The following is a 21,173-nucleotide window of genomic DNA, read 5'->3' on the forward strand; positions in this document are numbered from 1 at the left end:
GTATACATACTCAGTATGGAAAGTATGTCTGTCATAAATTATAATAACAATACAGCAACAAACAAAGGATGTGTCGTGATGAAAACAATAGTAGGATTTCTAGGGGCAGGGTCGATGGCAGAGGCGATTATTTCCGGAATGACGGCCAAGGCAGTTATTCCAGCAAAACAAATCTTTGCAACGAACCAATCAAATCGGGAGCGGCTCGAGGAATTACAGCAAAGATATGGGATTCAAACCACTACATCAAAACAAGCATTATTGACACAGAGTGATGTGATCATTCTAGCGATGAAGCCGAAACATATCAAGGAATCACTGGCTGAGATCAAGGATTGGCTGACAGAAGATCATGTGGTTGTGTCGTTATTGGCTGGTATTTCTACAGCCTTTATTGAGCAGCAGCTACCATTGGATAATCCAGTTATCCGTGTGATGCCTAATACCTCTGCAATGATCGGGGAGTCTGCTACTACGATTGCTGTTGGACAGCATGTGACGGCTGAACAGACAGTATTAGTGGAGCAGTTAATGCAATCGATTGGGACAACGACTAGGATCAATGAGGCAGATATGGATGCCTTTACGGCTATTGCAGGCAGCGGACCAGCCTTTTATTATTATATGGTGGAAGCGATCGAAGCATTTGTGAAGGATAAAGGACTTGATCCAGAAGTAGCCAAACCATTAATTAATCAGACTATTAAGGGTGTATCCGAAATGCTGGCAGTCTCTACTGATTCACCAGCCGTCTTACGGAAAAAAATCACCAGTCCAGGCGGCACGACAGAGGCCGGCTTAAATACGTTAGCCGATCATCAGTTCAAGCAAGCGGTGATCGCCTGTTTAGATCGTACAGCTGAGCGATCGAAGGAAATGCGGGAGATGTTTGAAGACTAAAGATTAGAAGAGAAATATTGCAAAATGGCCTATTTTTTATTATCATAGATGAGGCGAGCAATATTTCTTTTCTCCATGACCTCGTAGCTCAGTAGGATAGAGCACTTCTCTCCTAAAGAAGGTGTCGGAGGTTCGAATCCTCTCGAGGTCGCTAGGTAAAACGCTTGTCCTGCAACGGATAGGCGTTTTTTTGGTCCATATTGAAAAAGAAACCCATGCTGCCTATATCAGAAATCTGCCCTTCTGAACACATCAAATCAAAAAAATGCTGATCATTAAAAAAATTAATGTAACATAAAACCCAATTCTTGTAATAGATTCTGCTGAATGGTTATATCTGGATAGAAGCGAAACCACTATTAAATAAAATCCCGATATGAACAGGGCCGCGAAAAGAGAAATTAACCATCTTTGCTCTTCGATCGAAACAAAAAGACCTCCAGTAACCCCAAATAAAATAAAAAGAATCATAAGAAATAGTTCTGCCGCTATAAAAATAAACGGTGCCTTTTTCCAAAATTTATTTTTAAAAAAGTCTTGATGTTTCTTGATTTGAAAAAAAGCATAAGGTAATTAAATCCTAAAATCACCAATATAAATAATGCAATACTTAGTTGCATTTCGTTTCCTTGCTGAGAGGATACAAGTGAAGAAAAAAAGTCATGTCCTATCTTTTCAACAAAAAAGAAAAAAATACCTAAGCCTATTATGCTTATGATTTGGTATACGCTGCATTTCTTAATTATTTACATCCTCTTTGTTTATATTTAGCGCTTCCATATTACCATTTATCGGAAGGGTTTTTCTAGTCATACCATTCCTAGTACGAGAGATAGTAAGATAGGTAAACTCGCAGCCTTATTCCAGAATGAGCATGTCGTTTTAAATTCAGTTATTTCCGGCATCTACAGCTGTGAGAGCAAGATAAACACAAAAGGAATTTTGTTCCAATTTTAGCTATGTAGAGTGTTAGCCCTGAAAAAGGGAGTTTTATGTTTATCAAAAAATTTTTACAACCGATCCACACCTCTATACCAATGATTCGCGGGGATTTTTCCTTTTTGTTGTAATTTTTTCTAGCGGAAATTCTTGCTTTCTCATTTGATTGCGTTACAATGTATTTGTAAGAGTTTACATTCATTTATTGATTAATTTATGTATGCGTTAACATTATTGGAGAGGTGATTTAGATGGATATGACAAAGGTACCTTCAAGATCAGGTAACCATAATGTCGCTGACCTTGAAGCATTAAGAGAAAGTTTCGATTGGGAAGAGATTAAAAAAGAATTTAGCTGGAGTGAAACCGGTAAGGTCAATATGGCTTATGAAGCTATTGATCGTCATGCAGAAAATCCTGAGAAGAAGGATCAAGCGGCCTTAATATATTCTGCACCAGACAGAGAAGAAACCCTGACATTTGAGCAATTAAGCAAACTAAGTAATCAAACAGCAAATATATGGAAGAAATATGGTGTGGAAAAAGGAGACCGAGTTTTCTTATTTATGCCGAGATCACCTGAATTCTATGCCTCCTTTTTTGGAATATTGAAGGTAGGGGCGATTGCCGGCCCTTTATTTGAGGCATTTATGGAGCAAGCGGTTCGTGACCGCTTAGAAGACAGTGAGGCATCTATGTTGATCACCACGCCTGAACTATTACACCGGGTTCCTGTAGATGAATTGCCAAACTTAAAAAATGTTGTATTAATCGGTGACGATGTAGAGGAAGACTATATCGATTACCATAAAGAAATGGAGACAGCCTCAGAATCCTTTGATATCGAGTGGGTGGACTTGGAAGATGGGATGTTAATCCACTATACATCTGGTTCTACCGGTAAGCCAAAAGGGGTTTATCATGTTCACCATGCGATGATTCAGCATTATGCTACCGGTAAATGGGTGCTTGATTTAAAGGACGATGATATTTACTGGTGTACAGCTGATCCAGGTTGGGTTACAGGGACTAGTTATGGTATCTTTGCGCCTTGGCTTAATGGTGTAACCAATGTGGTGAGAGGCGGACGTTTTACACCAGAGTCATGGTATGAAACATTAGAAAAATATAAAGTAACGATTTGGTATACAGCACCGACCGCTTTGCGTATGTTCGTTAGTGCTGGTGAGGATTTAGTGAAACAATATGATTTTTCGCATTTACGTCATGTCCTGAGTGTAGGTGAACCGCTCAATCCAGAGGTTATTACTTGGGCACTTCGGGTGCTGGATCTGCGTATCCATGACACATGGTGGATGACCGAGACTGGCGGACAATTAATTGTGAATCTTCCGTGTATGGAAATCCGTCCTGGTTCGATGGGGAAACCAGTTCCAGGTGTAGAAGCCGCCATTGTTGATAATGAGGGTAATATATTGCCGCCGAATCAGATGGGGAACTTGGCAATTAGAAAAGGCTGGCCATCGATGATGCGGGCAGTATGGAAGAACCCAGGTAAATTTGAGAGCTATTTTATTAAAGATTGGTATGTTTCAGGAGATAGTGCCTATATGGATGAAGATGGCTATTTCTGGTTCCAAGGCCGTTTAGATGATGTAATTAATACGTCAGGTGAACGTGTAGGACCGTTTGAGGTAGAGAGTAAACTAATTGAACATGAAGCTGTTGCTGAGGCAGGGGTTATTGGTAAGCCAGATCCGGAGCGCGGTGAAATTATTAAGGCGTTCGTTACCTTAAATCCGGGATATGAAGCGTCAGATGAATTACTGGACGATATCCGCCAATTTGTAAAGACCGGTCTAAGTGCTCATGCGGCTCCACGTGAAATTGAGATTAAGGATAGTATTCCAAAAACACGAAGCGGTAAAATTATGCGCCGTTTGCTGAAATCATGGGAGTTGGGACTGCCGACAGGCGATACCTCTACATTAGAAGAATAAATATAGGAAAGAAACCTTCTGTCATGAGCAGAAGGTTTCTTGCTGTTTTTACGATAAAGCTAATGTCCGCTACTTTTTAAAGCAGCGCAGACGATGAATTTATGCCCCTAAGCTTCCTTTTGGACCAAAGAATTCGTAATAAATATGCGCCGGATTAATTCCCCAGTTGCTTAATGCTTGGCTAACGGTTTGCATAAAGGGTGTAGGGCCGCAGAAATAGAAGGATGCCTCTTTATGCGGTACAACGGATTGAATAAAATCCAGATCAATAAAGCCTGTTTTGTCACAGTTATTGGCTTGTTCTGGCTGTTCATAAATAGTGAATGCCTTTACTTGTTTATACTGATCTGTAATTTCGTTTATCCTTTGCTGTAAGGCATGTACCCGTTCATTTTTTGCAGCATGAATATAATAAATCTCCCGCTGCGGCTGTTCTGTGACGGCCGCTTCTAACATACAGATTAACGGTGTTAGGCCGACACCACCGCTGATTAATACAAGCGGCCGCTCTTCGTTATCTAATACAAAGTCTCCTGCAGGTGCACTTAATTCAAGGATATCGTCTTCCTGAATCGTCTCATGCAAGAAATGTGATACAACACCGTCTGGATTTCCTACTGTTCCTTCTTCCCGTTTGACACTGATGCGAAAATAATCAGGATTTGGCTTGCATGATAAACTGTACTGACGCTGACAGGTATAAGGGACACCTGGAATATTTACTTTAACTGTGATATATTGTCCAGGTTCATAGTCTGGCAGTAACCCTTCATCATTCGGTTTTAAATAGAAAGAAGTAATCACATCACTTTCTTTTACCTTTTTGGCAACAAAAAAGGAACGATAGCCTACCCAGCCGCCTGGTTTCTGTTCTATTTCCTCATACATTTCTTTTTCTACTTGAATAAATACGTCTGCAATTACATTGTATGCTTTTGCCCAAGCCTCGATAATTTCATCTGTAGCTGCTTCTTGTAAGACATGTTTCATGGCTTTTAATAAATTCTCGCCAACAATCGGATAGTGCTCAGGTTTAATATGGAGACTGCGGTGTTTATGGGCAATTTGCTGGACAACTGGTAAAATGGTCTCCAGCTGATCAATATTCGCCGCTGCTGCATATACGGCATTAGCTAATGCTTGCGGCTGTTCTCCTTTACGTTGATTAGATTGATTAAAGATGTTTTTCAACGAAGGATGAGTAATAAATAATTGTTGATAGAAATGAGCTGTAATTTCTTTACCACGTTCTGCTAGTACTGGTACGGTAGCTTTAATAGTTTCAATTGTTTTTTGATCAAGGTTTGTCGTTGTCAAAAGTAACACTCCTATACTTTTAAACATGTATTTATTATACATCTTTAATTATAGGAGAAGAAAAAATTTGATTCAATAGCATTTTCTAGATAAATATGACAATTTTGTTAAGCATAGCGATCCTAATGATTTTTCGGTAGAATGGAAGAGGGGGGAGTTTACTTATGCGATTGAAAAAATATACAGACTACGCGTTAAGGGTACTTATATATACAGGTTCTAGTGATAAGAAGGTCAGCATCAAGGAAATTTCTGAAACCTTTTTTATATCGACAGAACATATCCGGAAGGTCGTTCATCAGTTAAGTGTGAATGATTATATTCAAACGACAAGAGGAAGGAATGGCGGTATCAGACTGGCAAAAAAGCCAGAAGATATTAATATTGGTGATGTAGTCCGGTTGATGGAGAATGACTTTTACCTAGTGGAATGCTTTAATGAAGGGGAGAATCAATGTGTAATTACGCCAGCATGTAAACTGCGCGGCTTACTAGGAAAAGCTATGCACGCCTTTTTTGACGTATTACATCAATATACTTTGTCTGACTTGTTGGCAAACAAAGAGGAATTGCAAACATTGATGGGAATAGAAATAGAGCAGCCCTAAAAAAGAGCCGCTCCATTTTTTTGCTGAAAAAGTTTCATAAAAATAGTGTAGCGAATGGTTGGAGCTGGTAGTGGAACCGCTACTAAGATCACCTTCATCAGAAGTCAACACTTCCTGAGCAATCCGTTTTTTTAAAAAGAGATACTTTTTCTATTTACAAAATCCGCTGCCTTCAAGATATATTTATATATGCCGGCTACCGAAGTTTTTGGACATAGAATTGATCGGTTAACAGTAACCAATTCTGCGGGAAGGACAGTCCTAACTTCCAATAGCTGATCCCTAATAGCTGTTTTTCCTTAATTAAGTCAAATTTTGCTTCAATCGAACGAGCATCCTCAAACCATACCTCATGCCGATTGCCGTCTTCGTCCGTATAGAAAAAGTAAGGTGCCATTGCCCTCTCATCGAACAGGATAGCTTGCTGATAATCTCTGGCAATCTGGATGGCCCGCTGCGGACTGATGGCTCGGGCGTATTCTCCGCCTGGCTCATATGGAAGTGTCCAGTCGTACCCATATAAATTCTGACCTAAAAGAATTTTGTTGGCAGGCATTTCACTTAAGGCATAATTAACAACATCACGGACTGGGCCAATAGGAGAAACCGCCATTGGCGGGCCGCCGCTGTATCCCCACTCATAGGTCATTAACACAACGAAGTCGACAATTTCCCCGTGTGCTTTATAGTCATGAGCTTCATACCACATTCCCTCTTGGGTGGCACTGGTCTTTGGTGCTAAAGCAGTAGAAACTTGTAATCCTTCTTGATGAAGCCGCTCGGTTGCTTTTTCTAAAAAGCGGTTGTAATCTTCTCGATTCTCTGGAGGCAGGAACTCAAAATCAAAGTGAATATCGCCAAAGCCAACTTCCTTTGCAGTGGCAATAATCTGATCTAACAGCCTATTCTGCACTGTTTCATTGGTTAAGATAATCTGTCCTAAATCTGCACTGAAGGCTCCCTCTTCCAAGTTGGTAATAGGCATCATCAACGTAACCCCATTTTCTCGGGCAATCGCTGGAAAGTCATTGAGCGGCGGGGCAGTCAGGTTGCCTTCCCGATCTACACGATAGAAGGAAGGGGCTAGATACGTAAGTTTTTCAGCATGTTTTCTGGCGGCACTTTCCAATGCAGGAGAGACGGTATTTCCAGTCGGTTCAATATAAGCATTTGCAACAATGTCTGTTTTAGCCTGTTCCGGGATATATAAGGTCATACCGATTGAAAGTGGCTGATAAACATTAATTTGATTGATGCTGGCAAGTTCTGCTACGGAGATCTGGAAACGCTGGCCGATCGTATACAAACTGTCTCCTGGCTGAACCGTATAGAAACGGCCATAGGTTGGAATCACAAGGGCTTGACCTACTACTAAGGACTGTTCAGGATTAATTTCATTAGCGGTTGCGATCGCCTCACTTGAAATACCAAATTGATTGGCAATTTGATATAAACTATCTCCTTGTTTCACGACATAAATTTGCACAAAGCTGTTCTCCCTTCTTATCGAAAAAGATATTCCTATCACTTATATGTATGATAAAAAAGGAGAAATAGAACTAGGATCAAATCGGGCTGATATTAGCTTTAAATACCTCTGCCATTAATTTTAATGCCTCTTGATTATGTTGATCTGTATTAGAAGCAACACAGTTTTCCGGAATATGGAGGGTATAGCCTCGCATATGCGCATCATTGGCAGTAAACAATACACAGATATTGCCTGCTATTCCGGTGAGAATAAGATGTTCTATGCCTAAATGCTCCAATAGCGAACGCAAAGGGGTACGGAAGAATCCGGACATTTGAGGTTTCATAATAAAATAATCTTCCTCTGCCGGTAGTCCAAGCTCAATTACTTCCGCATTTTTCGCTGTTCTGCATGTCTCGGCAATTTTCTTATAGTCCGTTTCCCATGTCTCATAGTGATCATTGATATAAATAATTGGATACTGATTGGCTTTGGCATAGTTCTTTATTTCTTGAATGTTAGGTAAGATTTGTTTGGTATTTTCCAGTAATTGTTCCCCTTCGTGAAAATTAAAATCATTGATTAAATCAATTACTAATAAGGCCTTCTTCATATAGACACTCCCTAGAGGTTATTCTCTTATCTGCAAGATACCCTATCTTAGCAGAAAACATGCATCGATTACTTGCACTCTTGGTTTTTTTTCGGCACTATAGGACTAAGGAATGTGTACGAAGGAGGATTCTTATGACTGATCAAGAATATATGTTACTGGCATTGGAAGAGGCGAATAAAGCTGCCGTATTGGGTGAGGTTCCGATTGGAGCGGTTATTGTTCATCAGGAGGAAGTGATCGCGACGGCTTTTAACCTGCGCGAAAAGCTGCAGACGACTAACTCACATGCAGAACTCTTAGCGATTGATAAGGCAAACCAAGTGCTTGGCAGCTGGCGGTTAGAAGATTGTACATTATATGTTACACTTGAGCCGTGTCCGATGTGTGCTGGTGCCATTCTGCAGGCAAGAATCCCGCGGATTGTATACGGAGCAAAGGATCCAAAGGCAGGCTGTGCCGGTTCCCTGCTGAATCTATTAGAGGATGATCGTTTTAATCACCAGGCAGAAGTGGTGCCAGGTGTAGAGGCGGAAGCATGCAGTCAGCTACTGACCGACTTTTTTAAAAGGTTGAGAGAAAAGAAAAAGGCAGAGTCCAATATACAGGAATAGTATAGAATGATATTTTAGTGGTCTATTTACAACGGTTAGCTGACTTTATCGCTACCTTAAATAATGAGGAAAAAAATGGAGGAATTACCTTGTCACAAGCTGGAGAATCTCGGCCTTGATTACACACTGGAAGGTGTCGAACCACCGCAATGCAATTGGATGAAGGTAGTATCCGAAGAGAAATGGAGCTAGTTAATCCGATCGGTCCACTGCAAAACAATCCGAATATAGGCGCTGAAAACCATGTACCTGTATGGCAAGAGTAACTGTGGAGAAAACGGGCTGTTTTGTATATGGATCAAGGGATACTGAGCCGGCATGATAGTAGCTTTTTGATGGTATGGATTGCATTTTTGCGTAAAACAGGGTATACTAGTTATTGCGCTTCTTAATTAGCGCATTTCTGTATGCATCTAAAAACTTGCCGTGCTAGGTGGGGAGGTAGCGGTGCCCTGTACTCGCAATCCGCTAGAGCGAGACTGAGTTGCCTTGCTGAGGTGTCGTTATTTTATGGTCTGCCGTAACGGAGTAGTGTTGACGCTCGGGTCCTGCGCAACAGGAACTCGTGAACCATGTCAGGTCCGGAAGGAAGCAGCATTAAGCGAATCTTTCTGTGTGCCGTGGGGAAGCCTGGGTCTAGCTATGAACTTACGTAACGCATAGGGTAACGCCATCGAAGCTTGGCGCACGGCGTTACATATAACACTAGTACATAACAGGACATCCGTCTAAAATGGGATGTCCTGTTTTTATGTATCAGGAGAAAATCAATTTTATGAACATGTTATAGTATAAGGTTGTGTCTTCAAAATCAGCATGCATGTTAGTTTCGAGCGAAAAATCAATCGCTTGGAAGGAGGCGGTTTCCATTACATCAGATGTGCAAATCATAGATAATATAATGTAACAAATTGTTTCAGAAACATTAAGAGCTGGAGTTAAGCTGTCGTCGGAAAATGAACTTTCAGAAAAATACAGAGTGCCTAGAATGACAGTCAGAAATGCATTAACAAAGCTTGAAGAGCAAAGGATTGTCTAAATGTGATGATAAAATAAGAATTTTTTTACTGCTTTATCAATTGTTTGCTTGTGATTTTGCATTTTTTTCCTTTACTTTCTCTAGATTGGAAAATAATCTTTGGGAATACATTTATGAAGTAAGTACTCTTACCCTGTTTTGATAAGTATTCTAGGTGTTATTAGTGCTATTTTTAACTTAAAAGGAGCTACTCTAATATTTTCTTTGAATTTTCTTACTAATACACTTTGGATTTATTTACCTAATGCAGTTTACGGCTTTCTAGAATGTACGGTCACCGCTCCGGCAATATACTTCGCTTTTACTCATAGGGCACCAGTCAACATTGCTTCAGTAAACTTTCGCAGTGTTTCCTATATGTGGGCACGGTTCTGCTAACTTTTCAAAGTGGATCCTCAGCCCGTGTTGTTCCACAAGAGGATACGTATTTTGTCTACGCTGCGTCAGAAAATTATGATTATTAGAATTCTCATTCTCCCTATTTAGTTATGTCCTGGTGTTTATTGGGGGTACTAAGCCAATAAGAAGAATGTCTCTGGGGAGACCTAAAAAATACAACTCATTCATCATGCTTTTCAGAATTAAAAACAATTATTTTCCGAATATTTTATACGTAAACGCTGACTTATTGCTTGCACTTAGTTAATGGATAGTGGTATCTGTCAGGACATACTGGTTTTGAACACGCACTTAAATATAAGTAATAGTTGATGTAAAATTGCATTTATCATTGCTCATCTTCCCCCCGGCACTTCACTTTTCAAACAGGAGAAACGGTCGGCCTCCGCTCCGGTTTGATTCTACACTGTTTGAGAGACTTACCAGAGATAGCGCGGCTTTGAGTAACGGACTTTCACAGAAGTTGGTGACTTCTAGTTGCACACAAAGGTTTTCGGTGAGACGAATAACCGTAGTCCAAGGGCAGCGGCGGTTTTAGTGGAAGTTCCACTAAGATGTGTCCTTTGTATCTGACTTTTTAATCAACTGTTTGAGAAAAATCGATTATTGTATGCCATTTGCCTATCGTTATCCGTGTGTTCTTGTATTGATTTTACATACTTTGTTACAAAATACTTTTAATAAGAAGAAATGTTTAGAAGAAATGTTTGATAAATATAAAGTATTATTTATAATAATGCTATAATACAATTTTTGTAAACGCTTCCTTAATGGGCGTATATTAATTAAAACAGACTGAAAGGAGGACGTCACATTGAATAGAAAATTTTTTATCAAGCCAAGAATAAAAAGGTTAAGGACACGTTTTTGGGTTGCAATGATTTCCCTGGCTATACCTTCTATGATTGTGCTAGGGGCGATTTCTTATCTTATTTCTAAACAAACAATAGTAGATAATCATGTTCAAAATTATGAAGATTTATTAAGAATTTCGAGTGAAATGTCTGAACTTACATATGAAAATGTGATTAACCTACACAGGTTAATCCTATCCAATGAAGAGATTAGAAATGAATTGTTACTAGCATCCAATGAATCTGCTGAATATTATAAAACTGCAATTATTCTCCATGATATTCTTTCAAAATATTACTTAAACACCAAATATATTGAATCCGTCTGTTTATTTGATATTGAAGATAATTCATATTGTTATGGTATATCTAGAAGAGGAACATATTTTTTTAATAACGTACAGGAGATAAAAACAAAAAATTGGTATAAACAGGCAAAACTAGCTGAAGGGAAAGAAATTTTTCTTGGGTATAATATTTTAAATGGAAGTAATGATAGTTTCTCCTCTGTGAAATTTTTAAGAAATCCAAACAATTTATATCAAGATGAGTTAGGCGTACTCGTTATAAATTTAAATAAAGAAATGTTTGATGCTATATCAGTAAACTATAGAGATAATACCTTTATGATAGTAGATTCTAGTGATGATGGTGCAACATCACCTATATATGTTAATAACCAACATGATGGACTTACTAGTATTGATTGGAAAGATGGAGAGGGCATTGATATGGAGTCATTTCAAAATAATGGTTATGTTAGTAGTTATTATACAAATCCAACAACCGGCTGGTCTTACATCCATCTCATTAAACAAAGCCATCTGTTGAAAGATTCAAATAAAATTGGTTTGATTACCTTTACAATTGTGGGAATAATGGGAACTACTGCGGTATTAGTATCTATATATCTTTCAGGATCTATTTTATATCCTTTACTAAAATTGAAGAAAATGGTTGCTAATACTGGAAATCCAGCTTCAAATTTTGAAGAAGTATTTGATGATGATGAAGTTGGGAAAATCGGAAATCAAATCAATGTACTTGTTAAAAATAATTTGGATTTGCGTGAAAATTTAATGGAATCCAGATTAAAAGAAAAAGAATCAGAATTAAGGGCGTTACAAGCACAAATAAAACCACATTTTTTATATAATACTCTATCGACTATTTATTGGATGGCACGTAAAAATAATGAAAATGATATTGCAAAAATATCTATTTCCTTATCTGAAAGTTTTAAATTGAGCTTAAATAAAGGAAAAGAATTTCTTAGGGTTCAAGAAGAATTAGAACATATACAGCACTACTGTTCGATTCAATCAATTAGATATGGAAAACGGTTTGAATATATTGAATGTGTTCAACCGGAACTGAAGGATAAATTAATACTTAAATTAGTACTTCAACCTTTCGTAGAGAATTCTTATTATCATGGTTTGGAAACGAAGGTGGGGGAAGGTTATGTTAAATTAACAGGATATTTGGAGAATAACTGTATGATTTTTGTAATTAAAGATAATGGAGTAGGGGTGGAAGATATTAATTTCTTAAATAGCGGGTATGGAATTAAAAATGTTCGGGAGCGTTTAGATTTATTATATGGAGAGAAGAGCTCGGTTGAGGTGAAAAGCGAACGTAATGTAGGAACCACTGTAAAATTGAGAATTCCATTAAAGTTGGAGGTAGATTAGATGACAAAAGTAGTGATTTTTGATGACGAGGAAATTGTTTTGGATGGAGTCCAAACAATTATAGATTGGGAACGGTGGGGATTAACTTTAGTGGGGACAGCTGCAAATGGTATTGACGCTTTAGAGATAGTAAAGGAGCAAAAACCTGAGATTATCTTTACAGATATAAGAATGCCTGGTCTAGATGGTTTAGAACTAATAGAGGAAATAAATAGAATGGCTCCAACTACCCAATGCGTCATAATGAGTGGTTTCAATGAGATAGAGTATTATAAGAAAGCGATCCAGTTTGATGTGGTGGATTATTTGGAAAAACCGATAACTGTGGAAAGAATCGAGAAGAGCTTGGACAAGATGTTCAAAAAAATCCAAGCAACTTATGAGTTTCAGCACTTAAAACAGAAATGGAATGATTCTCAAAGTTTGATCGTAGAGAAAAAAGTACTTGATATCCTAAATCAAGGTGATTTTGTTCAAGAACAGTGGAATGAGCTTCTTGGGATTAATAAAGAATTAATTAGCGGAGTGAGAGTTGGTGTCTTTTATTCAAATCAGTCATCTTATGAGGATGTTGTTGAGTTAATGACAGTTTCGAAATCATATCCTGATATGAAGGTGTTTCTTATAAAGAATGGAAACCATCGAATAATTCTATGGGTTCAGACTAGTCATCCAAATCGAATATCCAACATAATAGAGAACTTAACGGAATTAAGTATATTAATTGGTGTAGGAACAATTTATAGGGAACCTAAAAATCTAAGGAAGTCGTACTTGGAAGCCCTTGATGCACTTAGAATGGGGAAATTTATTAGAGATGTCGGTATTATTGGGTTTGAGGAACTAAATTTTAATCACAGACTACCAGAGACCTTAACTACATTGGAACAGAATATTATATTTAGTATCAGATCAGCTGATAGTGAAAAGATGCTAAAACTATTACAAAGATTCTTAGTAGACATACAACAAAATAACTTATCACCAGACGTTATTAAACAAGAATGTCTTAGATTAATTTATTTAGGATTAGAGGTTGTACAGGAAACAGGCGTAAAATACCCGATAGGAAATGGTTTTATTCCACATAAAGATATTGAAAAACTAAACTCATTAGATGACATTGAGGAATGGCTTCGAAACCGTTTTAATGACATGCTAAACTGGATGAGGAAATTAAGGAATAAACAAAGACATATATCTGTCCAACAAGCTTGTGCATTTATAGAACAAAATTTTCCTAATGATATTTCTCTTGAATCGATAGCCTCAATGGTTAAAATGAATCCGTCTTATTTTAGTATTCTATTTAAAGAGGAGGTTGGAACGACTTTTATTAAATATGTAACCAATATAAGGATTGAAAAAGCAAAAGAAATGTTAAAGCAAGGAAATAGTATTCACAAAGTTAGCGAAGAAGTAGGCTATATCAATCATAGATATTTTAGTGAGTTATTTAAGAAAAATACAGGATTAACACCAGGTCAATATAGAAAACAGTCAAACAACACAATTTATTAAGTGTTGTTTATTTTTTTACACCTACATGGATTGGGGTACATAACGCTGAGGAACGAAATAGTATCAACTTCATCGATTAAACCAAAAACAGATGGAAAACATAATAGAGTGAACAAAGGTTTACGAATAAACATTCTACCTACTTCTGAAAAATCCAAAAAAAACAGAACAAACCTAAAAAAGTTAGCGCTTACAAATGTAGAATAGTGATGGTATTCTAATAACGAAGTTTACTTAAGCTAGAGGAGGAGAGGTTAAATTTAATTAGAAACACATGAAATGACTAATTTTTGGGGGTGAGGACATGACGTGGTGGACAGAAAACCACCTAAGATTGATTCAAAATAATATAAGTGAAACAAATGCCAATTTAGATGTTGATCAATTAATTCAACAACTAAAAGAATTTTCAGCAAATACGCTTATGTTAAATACAGGTGGAATAGAGGCTTTTTATCCGACTAAATTAGAATATCAGTATTCTTCACCATATCTAGAGAAGGATCTAATTAAAGAAGTTATTCAAAAATGTCACGCCAATCATATTAAATTCATAGCTCGATTTGATTTTAGCAAAGCTCATGAAAGCATTTATGCGAAGAAGCCGGAGTGGTTTTATCTTTCAAAGGATAAAGAGATCGTAAATTATAATGAGATGATTCACACTTGTGTAAATGGTTTTTACCAGAAGGAGTATGCGTTAAAAATAATTGAGGAAGTTATTGATCTATATGATGTAGATGGAATCTTCTTTAATATGTTTGGCTATCAGACAAGAGATTATAGTAATAATTATTATGGAATTTGTCATTGTAATAACTGTAAAACAAGGTTTAAAGAAATGTTTAATCAAATGTTACCAACTGAAGAAAACCCTGATGATCCAGTGTATCAAGATTATATTGCTTTTAAAGATATCACGACAAATGAAATGCTAGATCGCATTCATACATTAGTTAAAGCAAAAAATAAAAATATTGCAATTTCAACTTATCATGACCAAAAAGTGGATATTGTTCGTAAGGAATCCAACACAGCAATAGATAGACCTTATCCTAAGTGGTTGTATTCAGCATCGGAAAACGTACAATCAATAGAAGATTCCTGGCAAGATAAATTAATTAGTAATTGTGTTATTAATGCAGTTGATATCTTCTATAGATTTGTTGGGGTTTCAAAACATGAAATTGAAATTAGACTATATGAGAGTATAGCGAGTGGCTCAGGACTGGATTTTTGTATAATAGGTGACTTTGAAGGCTATCCTGATCGTGATAATTTCTCGGTGGTAAAAGATATCTTCCACTTTCACCAAAAGAATGAAAGGTACTTTGGCAACTTCAGCTCAGTTGCTGATGTATTATTGATTAAGCCTGAACAAAGCGCGGGAAGAGATTCTGTAATGGAGTATTTGGGTATTTATAAAATGTTAAAGGAGCAGCACGTTATATTTGATGTTTTATTACAAGAGAACATGAAAACCCCTGTCCGTTCTCTAAATGAATATAAAGCAGTTATCTTTCCAAATATAAAACAATTGAAAGAAAATGAATGGAATATAATGGAATCCTCCTTAAAATCAGGTGTTTCTATGATTGCTACTGGTCAATCCTTTACAGGGAATTCATTTAATCGTAATAAGCTATCTAATGTATTTGGTGGCAGTTTTAAAGGTATTAAACAAAATTCTCGTTCCGATTATTTTGAAGTGAAGAATAAAAGCGTATTTTCAAGCTTTAAAAACCGAGATTGGATTTTTATTGATGAAGAATTCACTAGGATAAAGTTCCAATCGAGTGTCACAAGATTATTGCCGCATATAGAAACAGCCCGTTTTGGCCCCCCTGAGAGAGTTGGAGGACATCGTAAAAGTAATGATTTTGGAATGGGTAGACATACGCTAGAAGAAAGTGAAAGCGTTTATATACCATGGAAAATAGGTTGCCTATATTACAAACATGGATTTGAAGATCACAAAAATATTATGACAGATCTTATTGATAATCTCCTTCAGGACCATGTTGTATTGACAACAGATGCACCTGAAAGTGTAGAGATATTCTTAAACAAGTATGACAATAAGAATTATTTACTACAATTTTTAAATCTTTCTGGGTTTAATGGAACCACCTATCATGCTGCCAATGAAATAAGGGAAGTGAACGTAAGTATAAATGATTGCGCAATAAAAAATATTTATAGTTTAGTTAAAAACAATACAATTCCGTTTGAAATACAGAAAGATAGGCTCAAGTTAAAAGTTAATAAAATAGAAAAATACGAAGCATTAGTTTTGCAAATTTGATTTTATCATTAATATGGGGAGGAATTTGCTTATGAGAAAATTGCTCTTATGCGGATTTATGATTTGTTTGTCATATATGATTCTAGTTGGCTGTTCTAATCAAAATACAGGAAGTAGCTCTGATGTTCAAGAGGACGAATCAAATGTGGAGAGTAGTGAAGAAACTCTAAATATAGAGATTATGACAGGGTTATTTTCCGAAGTGCCTGATATGGATAACGAGTTTTTCTCAGAGCTTCAAGAGAAGACCGATACAGAGTTAGATATGATATGGGTGCCAGATGCTGAATATAATACGAGGTTTGATCTAGTGCTAGCGTCAGGTGATATCCCAGAAGTTATTTGGCAATTAGATTTTACAAAGCCCACATTATTGCAATCCATAGAGCAAGGGGCATTTTGGGATTTAGCGCCTTTCTTGGGGGATTTTTCAGAGTTTCCAAATTTGGCAAACAATGTAACACCAGGCATCTGGGATTTTGTTACAGAAAATGAACAAATTTGGGGTATTCCTAGATCACGATCATTAATTGATTCAGGTATAAAGTTCAGAAAAGATTGGTTGGAGGAGTATGATATTCCAATTCCTGAAACTTTAGAAGATTATAAAGAGGCACTTTCTATTATTGTCGAAAATGATCCTAGTGGCCAGGGAACAATAGGTGTTGCAGAAGGAGTTACTAGTTCATTATTGATGGCATTCGGTGCAACAACACCTACCTATAATGAAGAAGGCGGGATGATAAAAGATATCTTAACGCCACAGTATATTGATTTGATTGAATGGTTGAACGGACTTTATGAAGAAGGGCTTATTGCAACAGAGTTTTCAGGGTTAAATGGATTTCAGCAACAAGACATGCTTCGTTCTGGTAGGCTAGCAAGTTATACCTATAGTATTTACAGAGATTTTTCTTGGACGGAAGATATACAAAAAGTGCAACCAGAAGGGGAATTAATGACCCTCCCACCTTTAGAAGGACCGGCTGGCTATACAGCTCAATTAGCTACAGGGTCAAGTGGAGCATATTATATATCTAAAAAAGTACCTGAGGATAAAGTCAGAAGAATTCTTCAGTATTTTGAACAAACAGCAAGTGAAGAGATGACTGACTTTGCCTATTATGGAATAGAAGGTGTACATCACGAGATAGAAAATGACATGAAAGTATTAACTGAGCTAGGTAGAGAGCAGGTTGATACAACTGCATTACAGCCATTTACTCCAGGTTATGTGAAATGGGGGAAAGTTCATTACCCAGGTGCATCTAAAGAAGAAAATGAAGCAAAGGAAGAAGAAGTGGCTGGATATGAGGAGCTTGGAAAGCAGAATCCCTTCAATTGGTTACATTCTTCAACATGGGTGGATGTTTGGCCTAATTACCAAAGTGAATTTGATAGTAAAGTAACTCAAGCAATTGTTGGCGAAATATCAATCGAGGATTTTAGATCTTATGTGGAAGAACTGAGGAATGACGAACAGATTAAACAAGCCTTTTTAGAATTTGCAGAATCATATGAACCTCATAAAGATAGAGAACTGATATTAGATTAATTTCTCTTATTTACTGTAGGTAATCGCAGTGGTATTTCTAAGCGAGGGTTAGAGTAAGAAAAAGTAAATAGTTAATCTAGATTCACCAACTATAAATACCACTGCCTCATTTTAAATAAATAACCTGACTAGATAATAAGAGGGTAATTCAGTAATTCCTTGGAGGGAGAAGGATATATGAACCAATTAGGAATGGAAACACAAAATATATCTTCGAAAGCAAATGGGTTATTAAAAAGGATACTAAGATACCGATATGTATATTTACTCGTAATGCCTGGTTTTTTATTCTTAATTATTTTTAAATTTATTCCGATGTGGGGGTTAATTCTATCATTTCAAGAGTATAACCCTTTTCAAGGGATTATTGGTAGTGAATGGGTTGGACTCAAAAACTTTAAAGATTTGTTTACTAGTGAGCAATTTTATATGATGTTTAGAAATACTTTAGTGATCAATATTTTTAGTTTAGTATTCTATTTTCCCCTTCCTATTATTCTAGCTTTAATGCTTAATGAAGTTAGGCATGAAGTTTTTAAACGAGTAAACCAATCTATCGTTTACTTACCTCATTTTCTATCATGGGTTGTCGTGGTAAGTATGACATATTTTATGTTGTCTGCCGATGTAGGAGTATTAAATAAGTTATTGAATCAACTAGGTATGAATCAAGTAGCCTTAATGTCAGATTCAAAGTACTTTTGGATATTACTAACTCTTCAAAGCATTTGGAAGGATGCTGGATGGGGTACGATTATATTTTTGGCAGCTATAGCAGGTGTAGATCCACAACGATATGAAGCAGCAGTGATGGATGGTGCAAGTAGACTGAGACAAATATGGCATATTACACTGCCAGCTATAAGACCTACCATAATCATTCTCTTGATACTGCGTCTTGGTAGTATGATGGATATAGGATTCGAACAAGTTTTACTCATGTACAGTCCTGTTGTTCGTGATGTTGCAGAAGTTTTTGATACTTATGCCTATACACAAGGAATCTTACGCGGACAGATAAGTGTTGGGGTTACGGTAGGGATGTTTAAAGGAGTAGTAGGCTTAATATTAGTGGTTGCAGCAAACCGAATTGTGAAGCGCATGGGTTATGAAGGTTTATACTAAATATTTAACGGAGGGTTTATAAGTTGAGCTTTGTTTATAAAAAAAGATTAACAACCATTGACTGGATTAATTACGTCTTATTGGCGATCATAGCAATCATAAGTTTGTTCCCTTTTGTCTATGTATTCAGTGTTTCATTTACAGATCCTGAATCATATATCCCTTTAAAACTTTACCTCTTCCCAGAAAATTGGTCTCTAGCAGCATACAAATATATTCTATCTACTGCTAGTTTTATTAATTCTTTGATGAGTACAGTTTTTATTACAGTTGTTGGTACCATCCTAAATTTACTTTTTACGTTGACGATGGCTTATGCTTTAACAAAAAAGAAAGTTCCTGGAATGAAGTTTATGATGGGGTGTGTTATTTTTACGCTTGTTTTTAGTGCTGGGATTGTACCTAATTATTTGCTCGTAAAAGAATTAGGGCTTTTGAACTCATTATGGGCGCTCATACTACCTAATTTAACCAATGCATGGAGCCTTATTGTAGTCAAAAGTTTCATAGATAATTTACCAACAGAACTTGAGGAAGCCGCGATTATAGATGGCTGCAATGAACTAGGTGTGTTTTTAAAAGTGATTTTGCCTTTAAGTATGCCAGTAATTGCTGCATTTACCTTATTCTTCGCTGTTGCACATTGGAATCAATATTTCCAAGCATTAGTTTATTTAACTGATTCTGAGAAATGGACTTTGCAAGTTTTAGTTAAATCCCTTGTAATTGATTCAGAAGCAATAGGGGCAGCATCTAGTGGAGCAGTTAGTGATGATTCAACTCAACCTCCTTCTGAAACGATTCGTATGGCATCTATTGTCTTATCAATGCTGCCCATATTAATAGTTTACCCATTCTTGCAAAAGCATTTTGCGAAAGGTGTTATGCTCGGTTCTATTAAGGGTTAATTATGAAAATAAGAGGTGATAATGTGGAACGTATTGGTTTTATAGGTCTTGGTATAATGGGAAAACCAATGGCTAAAAATTTAATTAAAAGTGGTTATCAATTAGTTATATATAATAGAAGTCGAGAAGCAACTCTTGAGCTAGCAGAAGAAGGAGCAGAATTTGGTCATTCTCCTAAAGAAGTTGCTAATAAGGTGGATGTACTCATAACTATGTTACCGAATGGCCCTGATGTGGAAGAAGTTCTATTAGGGGAAGATGGGGCAATTCTAGGATTATCGCCAGGGAATACAGTAATTGATATGAGTTCAATTTCACCTATTGTTGCTAAAAGAATAGCTGGTGTTCTTCATGAAAAGAACATTGCTATGATAGATGCACCAGTAAGTGGTGGAGAACCAGGAGCTAAAGAAGGTACTTTGGCCATCATGGTTGGAGCTAATAAAGAGGATTTCTCTAAATGCTACGGCATATTATCTGCTATGGGTAAAACTGTCACACGAGTTGGAGAAATCGGGAGTGGCAATGTAGTTAAACTAGTCAATCAATCGATCGTTGCGCTAAATATTGCAGCTATATCGGAAGCGCTTTTATTAGGTGCAAAGTGTGGAGTAAATCCTCCGGATATCTATAAGGCAATTAATGAAGGTTTAGCTGGAAGTAATGTATTAAACGCAAAGTTTCCTATGATGATGGAAAATAATTATGAACCAGGGTTTACGTTGGAGCTACATAAGAAAGATTTAGATAATGTTCTAAGCACTGCTGATTCAATAAATTATAAAATGCCACTAACCTCAATGGTAACAGAATTTGTTGATGAGTTAATAAAAGATAGGCAAGAAAAAAGTGATCATAGTGCATTACTAAAATATTTTGAAAAGCTCTCTTCTTTTCAGTTACTAAAGGGTCAAGACTATAAAGCTGAAAACTAATCTTCCGTAAGCTCTTCACTTCCAGACTTGGAGAGATGTTAAAGTAGTCTAAGGGGGGATAACGGCTAATACCGATAAGCCCGCTTTATCGTTTACAATATATTTACTTTTGTTTTATGGCGGTTCAATGAAAGCTCTCTATAATTAAGAAGGCAAGTAGATAAGAAATGGTTTTGAGTCAATGAGACAATCTTTAATAGATCACGGCAGAATGTGTTGCTATGTATCTATTAAGGTTGTCTTTTAATTTATGGAGGGGGTGAAAAATTTGAAAAAAGACTGCAAATAGTACAAGACCGTTTAAATAGTTAAAAAATTTCTTCGGACAAATCACCGAATCATATTGAGAAGAGCGTTAGAAGTGATATGGCATTCATTATCGCTTATTTTATTGCAACCATTTACTTTCAATCGG

At 36.8% G+C, this 21,173-nt stretch carries 15 protein-coding genes, 1 tRNA gene and 1 other RNA gene; 14 read left to right on the top strand and 3 right to left on the bottom strand.

The features are described from left to right. Positions 1-78 precede the first annotated feature (78 nt). The 3 genes from proC to acsA all read left to right on the top strand — a co-directional run bounded on the left by proC (position 79) and on the right by acsA (position 3,800). Positions 79-900: a pyrroline-5-carboxylate reductase gene (proC, locus tag JOD18_RS20370; protein ID WP_204670968.1), complete on the top strand. Its 822-nt coding sequence runs from the start codon at positions 79-81 to the stop codon at positions 898-900. A gap of 77 nt (positions 901-977) precedes the next feature. After that, positions 978-1,051 (top strand) — tRNA-Arg (locus JOD18_RS20375). Between the two features lie 1,039 nt (positions 1,052-2,090). Next, positions 2,091-3,800, top strand: coding sequence for an acetate--CoA ligase (gene acsA / locus JOD18_RS20380; RefSeq protein ID WP_204670969.1), 1,710 nt, complete (start codon positions 2,091-2,093; stop codon positions 3,798-3,800). 99 nt (positions 3,801-3,899) lie between these two features. On the opposite strand, the gene hmpA is transcribed toward acsA, so the two are convergent. Then, positions 3,900-5,117, bottom strand: coding sequence for an NO-inducible flavohemoprotein (gene hmpA, locus JOD18_RS20385; protein WP_420827815.1), 1,218 nt, complete (start codon positions 5,115-5,117; stop codon positions 3,900-3,902). Between the two features lie 164 nt (positions 5,118-5,281). On the opposite strand from hmpA, the gene JOD18_RS20390 reads away from it, so the two are divergent. Continuing rightward, positions 5,282-5,725 carry an RrF2 family transcriptional regulator gene (locus tag JOD18_RS20390; RefSeq protein WP_204670971.1) on the top strand — a complete coding sequence of 148 codons (444 nt, stop codon included), beginning with the start codon at positions 5,282-5,284 and terminating at the stop codon, positions 5,723-5,725. Between the two features lie 196 nt (positions 5,726-5,921). Here the strand turns inward: JOD18_RS20390 and JOD18_RS20395 are convergent, their stop codons facing one another. Together JOD18_RS20395 and JOD18_RS20400 are read right to left on the bottom strand one after the other, a co-directional pair. After that, positions 5,922-7,211 carry a LysM peptidoglycan-binding domain-containing protein gene (locus JOD18_RS20395; RefSeq protein WP_204670972.1) on the bottom strand — a complete coding sequence of 430 codons (1,290 nt, stop codon included), beginning with the start codon at positions 7,209-7,211 and terminating at the stop codon, positions 5,922-5,924. Between the two features lie 79 nt (positions 7,212-7,290). Then, positions 7,291-7,809: a cysteine hydrolase family protein gene (locus tag JOD18_RS20400; RefSeq protein ID WP_204670973.1), complete on the bottom strand. Its 519-nt coding sequence runs from the start codon at positions 7,807-7,809 to the stop codon at positions 7,291-7,293. Between the two features lie 134 nt (positions 7,810-7,943). Between JOD18_RS20400 and tadA the strand changes: the two genes are divergently transcribed. From tadA to garR, 10 genes are all read left to right on the top strand, one after another. Then, positions 7,944-8,423: a tRNA adenosine(34) deaminase TadA gene (tadA, locus tag JOD18_RS20405; RefSeq protein WP_204670974.1), complete on the top strand. Its 480-nt coding sequence runs from the start codon at positions 7,944-7,946 to the stop codon at positions 8,421-8,423. 424 nt (positions 8,424-8,847) lie between these two features. Continuing rightward, an RNA gene (gene ffs, locus JOD18_RS20410) (signal recognition particle sRNA large type) lies at positions 8,848-9,114 on the top strand. Positions 9,115-9,333: 219 nt separating this feature from the next. Next, positions 9,334-9,462: a GntR family transcriptional regulator gene (locus JOD18_RS24450; RefSeq protein ID WP_338029585.1), complete on the top strand. Its 129-nt coding sequence runs from the start codon at positions 9,334-9,336 to the stop codon at positions 9,460-9,462. A gap of 1,213 nt (positions 9,463-10,675) precedes the next feature. Continuing rightward, the gene (locus JOD18_RS20420; protein ID WP_204670975.1) at positions 10,676-12,409 is read left to right on the top strand and encodes a sensor histidine kinase; all 1,734 of its coding nucleotides are present in this window, start codon (positions 10,676-10,678) and stop codon (positions 12,407-12,409) included. Further along, positions 12,410-13,930 carry a response regulator gene (locus JOD18_RS20425; RefSeq protein ID WP_204670976.1) on the top strand — a complete coding sequence of 507 codons (1,521 nt, stop codon included), beginning with the start codon at positions 12,410-12,412 and terminating at the stop codon, positions 13,928-13,930. A 304-nt stretch (positions 13,931-14,234) separates the two neighbouring features. Next, positions 14,235-16,235: a family 10 glycosylhydrolase gene (locus JOD18_RS20430; protein WP_204670977.1), complete on the top strand. Its 2,001-nt coding sequence runs from the start codon at positions 14,235-14,237 to the stop codon at positions 16,233-16,235. Between the two features lie 31 nt (positions 16,236-16,266). Continuing rightward, positions 16,267-17,790, top strand: a complete 1,524-nt coding sequence (locus tag JOD18_RS20435) for an extracellular solute-binding protein (RefSeq protein WP_204670978.1) — start codon at positions 16,267-16,269, stop codon at positions 17,788-17,790. A gap of 177 nt (positions 17,791-17,967) precedes the next feature. Further along, positions 17,968-18,915 (top strand): ABC transporter permease, encoded by a 948-nt coding sequence (locus JOD18_RS20440; protein ID WP_204670979.1) that lies wholly within the window; start codon positions 17,968-17,970, stop codon positions 18,913-18,915. A gap of 23 nt (positions 18,916-18,938) precedes the next feature. Then, positions 18,939-19,823 carry a carbohydrate ABC transporter permease gene (locus JOD18_RS20445; RefSeq protein WP_204670980.1) on the top strand — a complete coding sequence of 295 codons (885 nt, stop codon included), beginning with the start codon at positions 18,939-18,941 and terminating at the stop codon, positions 19,821-19,823. A 23-nt stretch (positions 19,824-19,846) separates the two neighbouring features. Continuing rightward, a complete protein-coding gene (gene garR, locus JOD18_RS20450) occupies positions 19,847-20,758 on the top strand; it encodes a 2-hydroxy-3-oxopropionate reductase (protein ID WP_338029584.1) in 912 nt (303 codons plus the stop codon). Positions 20,759-21,173 lie beyond the last annotated feature (415 nt).

The sequence above is a fragment of the Gracilibacillus alcaliphilus genome (assembly GCF_016909015.1).
Classification (GTDB): domain Bacteria; phylum Bacillota; class Bacilli; order Bacillales; family Amphibacillaceae; genus Gracilibacillus; species Gracilibacillus alcaliphilus.

Bases quoted from the DNA above. Each gene is read 5' to 3' on its own strand.
- proC (WP_204670968.1), top strand. From the start codon at position 79: ATGAAAACAATAGTAGGATTTCTAGGGGCAGGGTCGATGGCAGAGGCG.
- acsA (WP_204670969.1), top strand. From the start codon at position 2,091: ATGGATATGACAAAGGTACCTTCAAGATCAGGTAACCATAATGTCGCT.
- JOD18_RS20390 (WP_204670971.1), top strand. From the start codon at position 5,282: ATGCGATTGAAAAAATATACAGACTACGCGTTAAGGGTACTTATATAT.
- JOD18_RS20400 (WP_204670973.1), bottom strand. From the start codon at position 7,809: ATGAAGAAGGCCTTATTAGTAATTGATTTAATCAATGATTTTAATTTT.
- tadA (WP_204670974.1), top strand. From the start codon at position 7,944: ATGACTGATCAAGAATATATGTTACTGGCATTGGAAGAGGCGAATAAA.
- JOD18_RS20425 (WP_204670976.1), top strand. From the start codon at position 12,410: ATGACAAAAGTAGTGATTTTTGATGACGAGGAAATTGTTTTGGATGGA.
- JOD18_RS20430 (WP_204670977.1), top strand. From the start codon at position 14,235: ATGACGTGGTGGACAGAAAACCACCTAAGATTGATTCAAAATAATATA.
- JOD18_RS20435 (WP_204670978.1), top strand. From the start codon at position 16,267: ATGAGAAAATTGCTCTTATGCGGATTTATGATTTGTTTGTCATATATG.
- JOD18_RS20440 (WP_204670979.1), top strand. From the start codon at position 17,968: ATGAACCAATTAGGAATGGAAACACAAAATATATCTTCGAAAGCAAAT.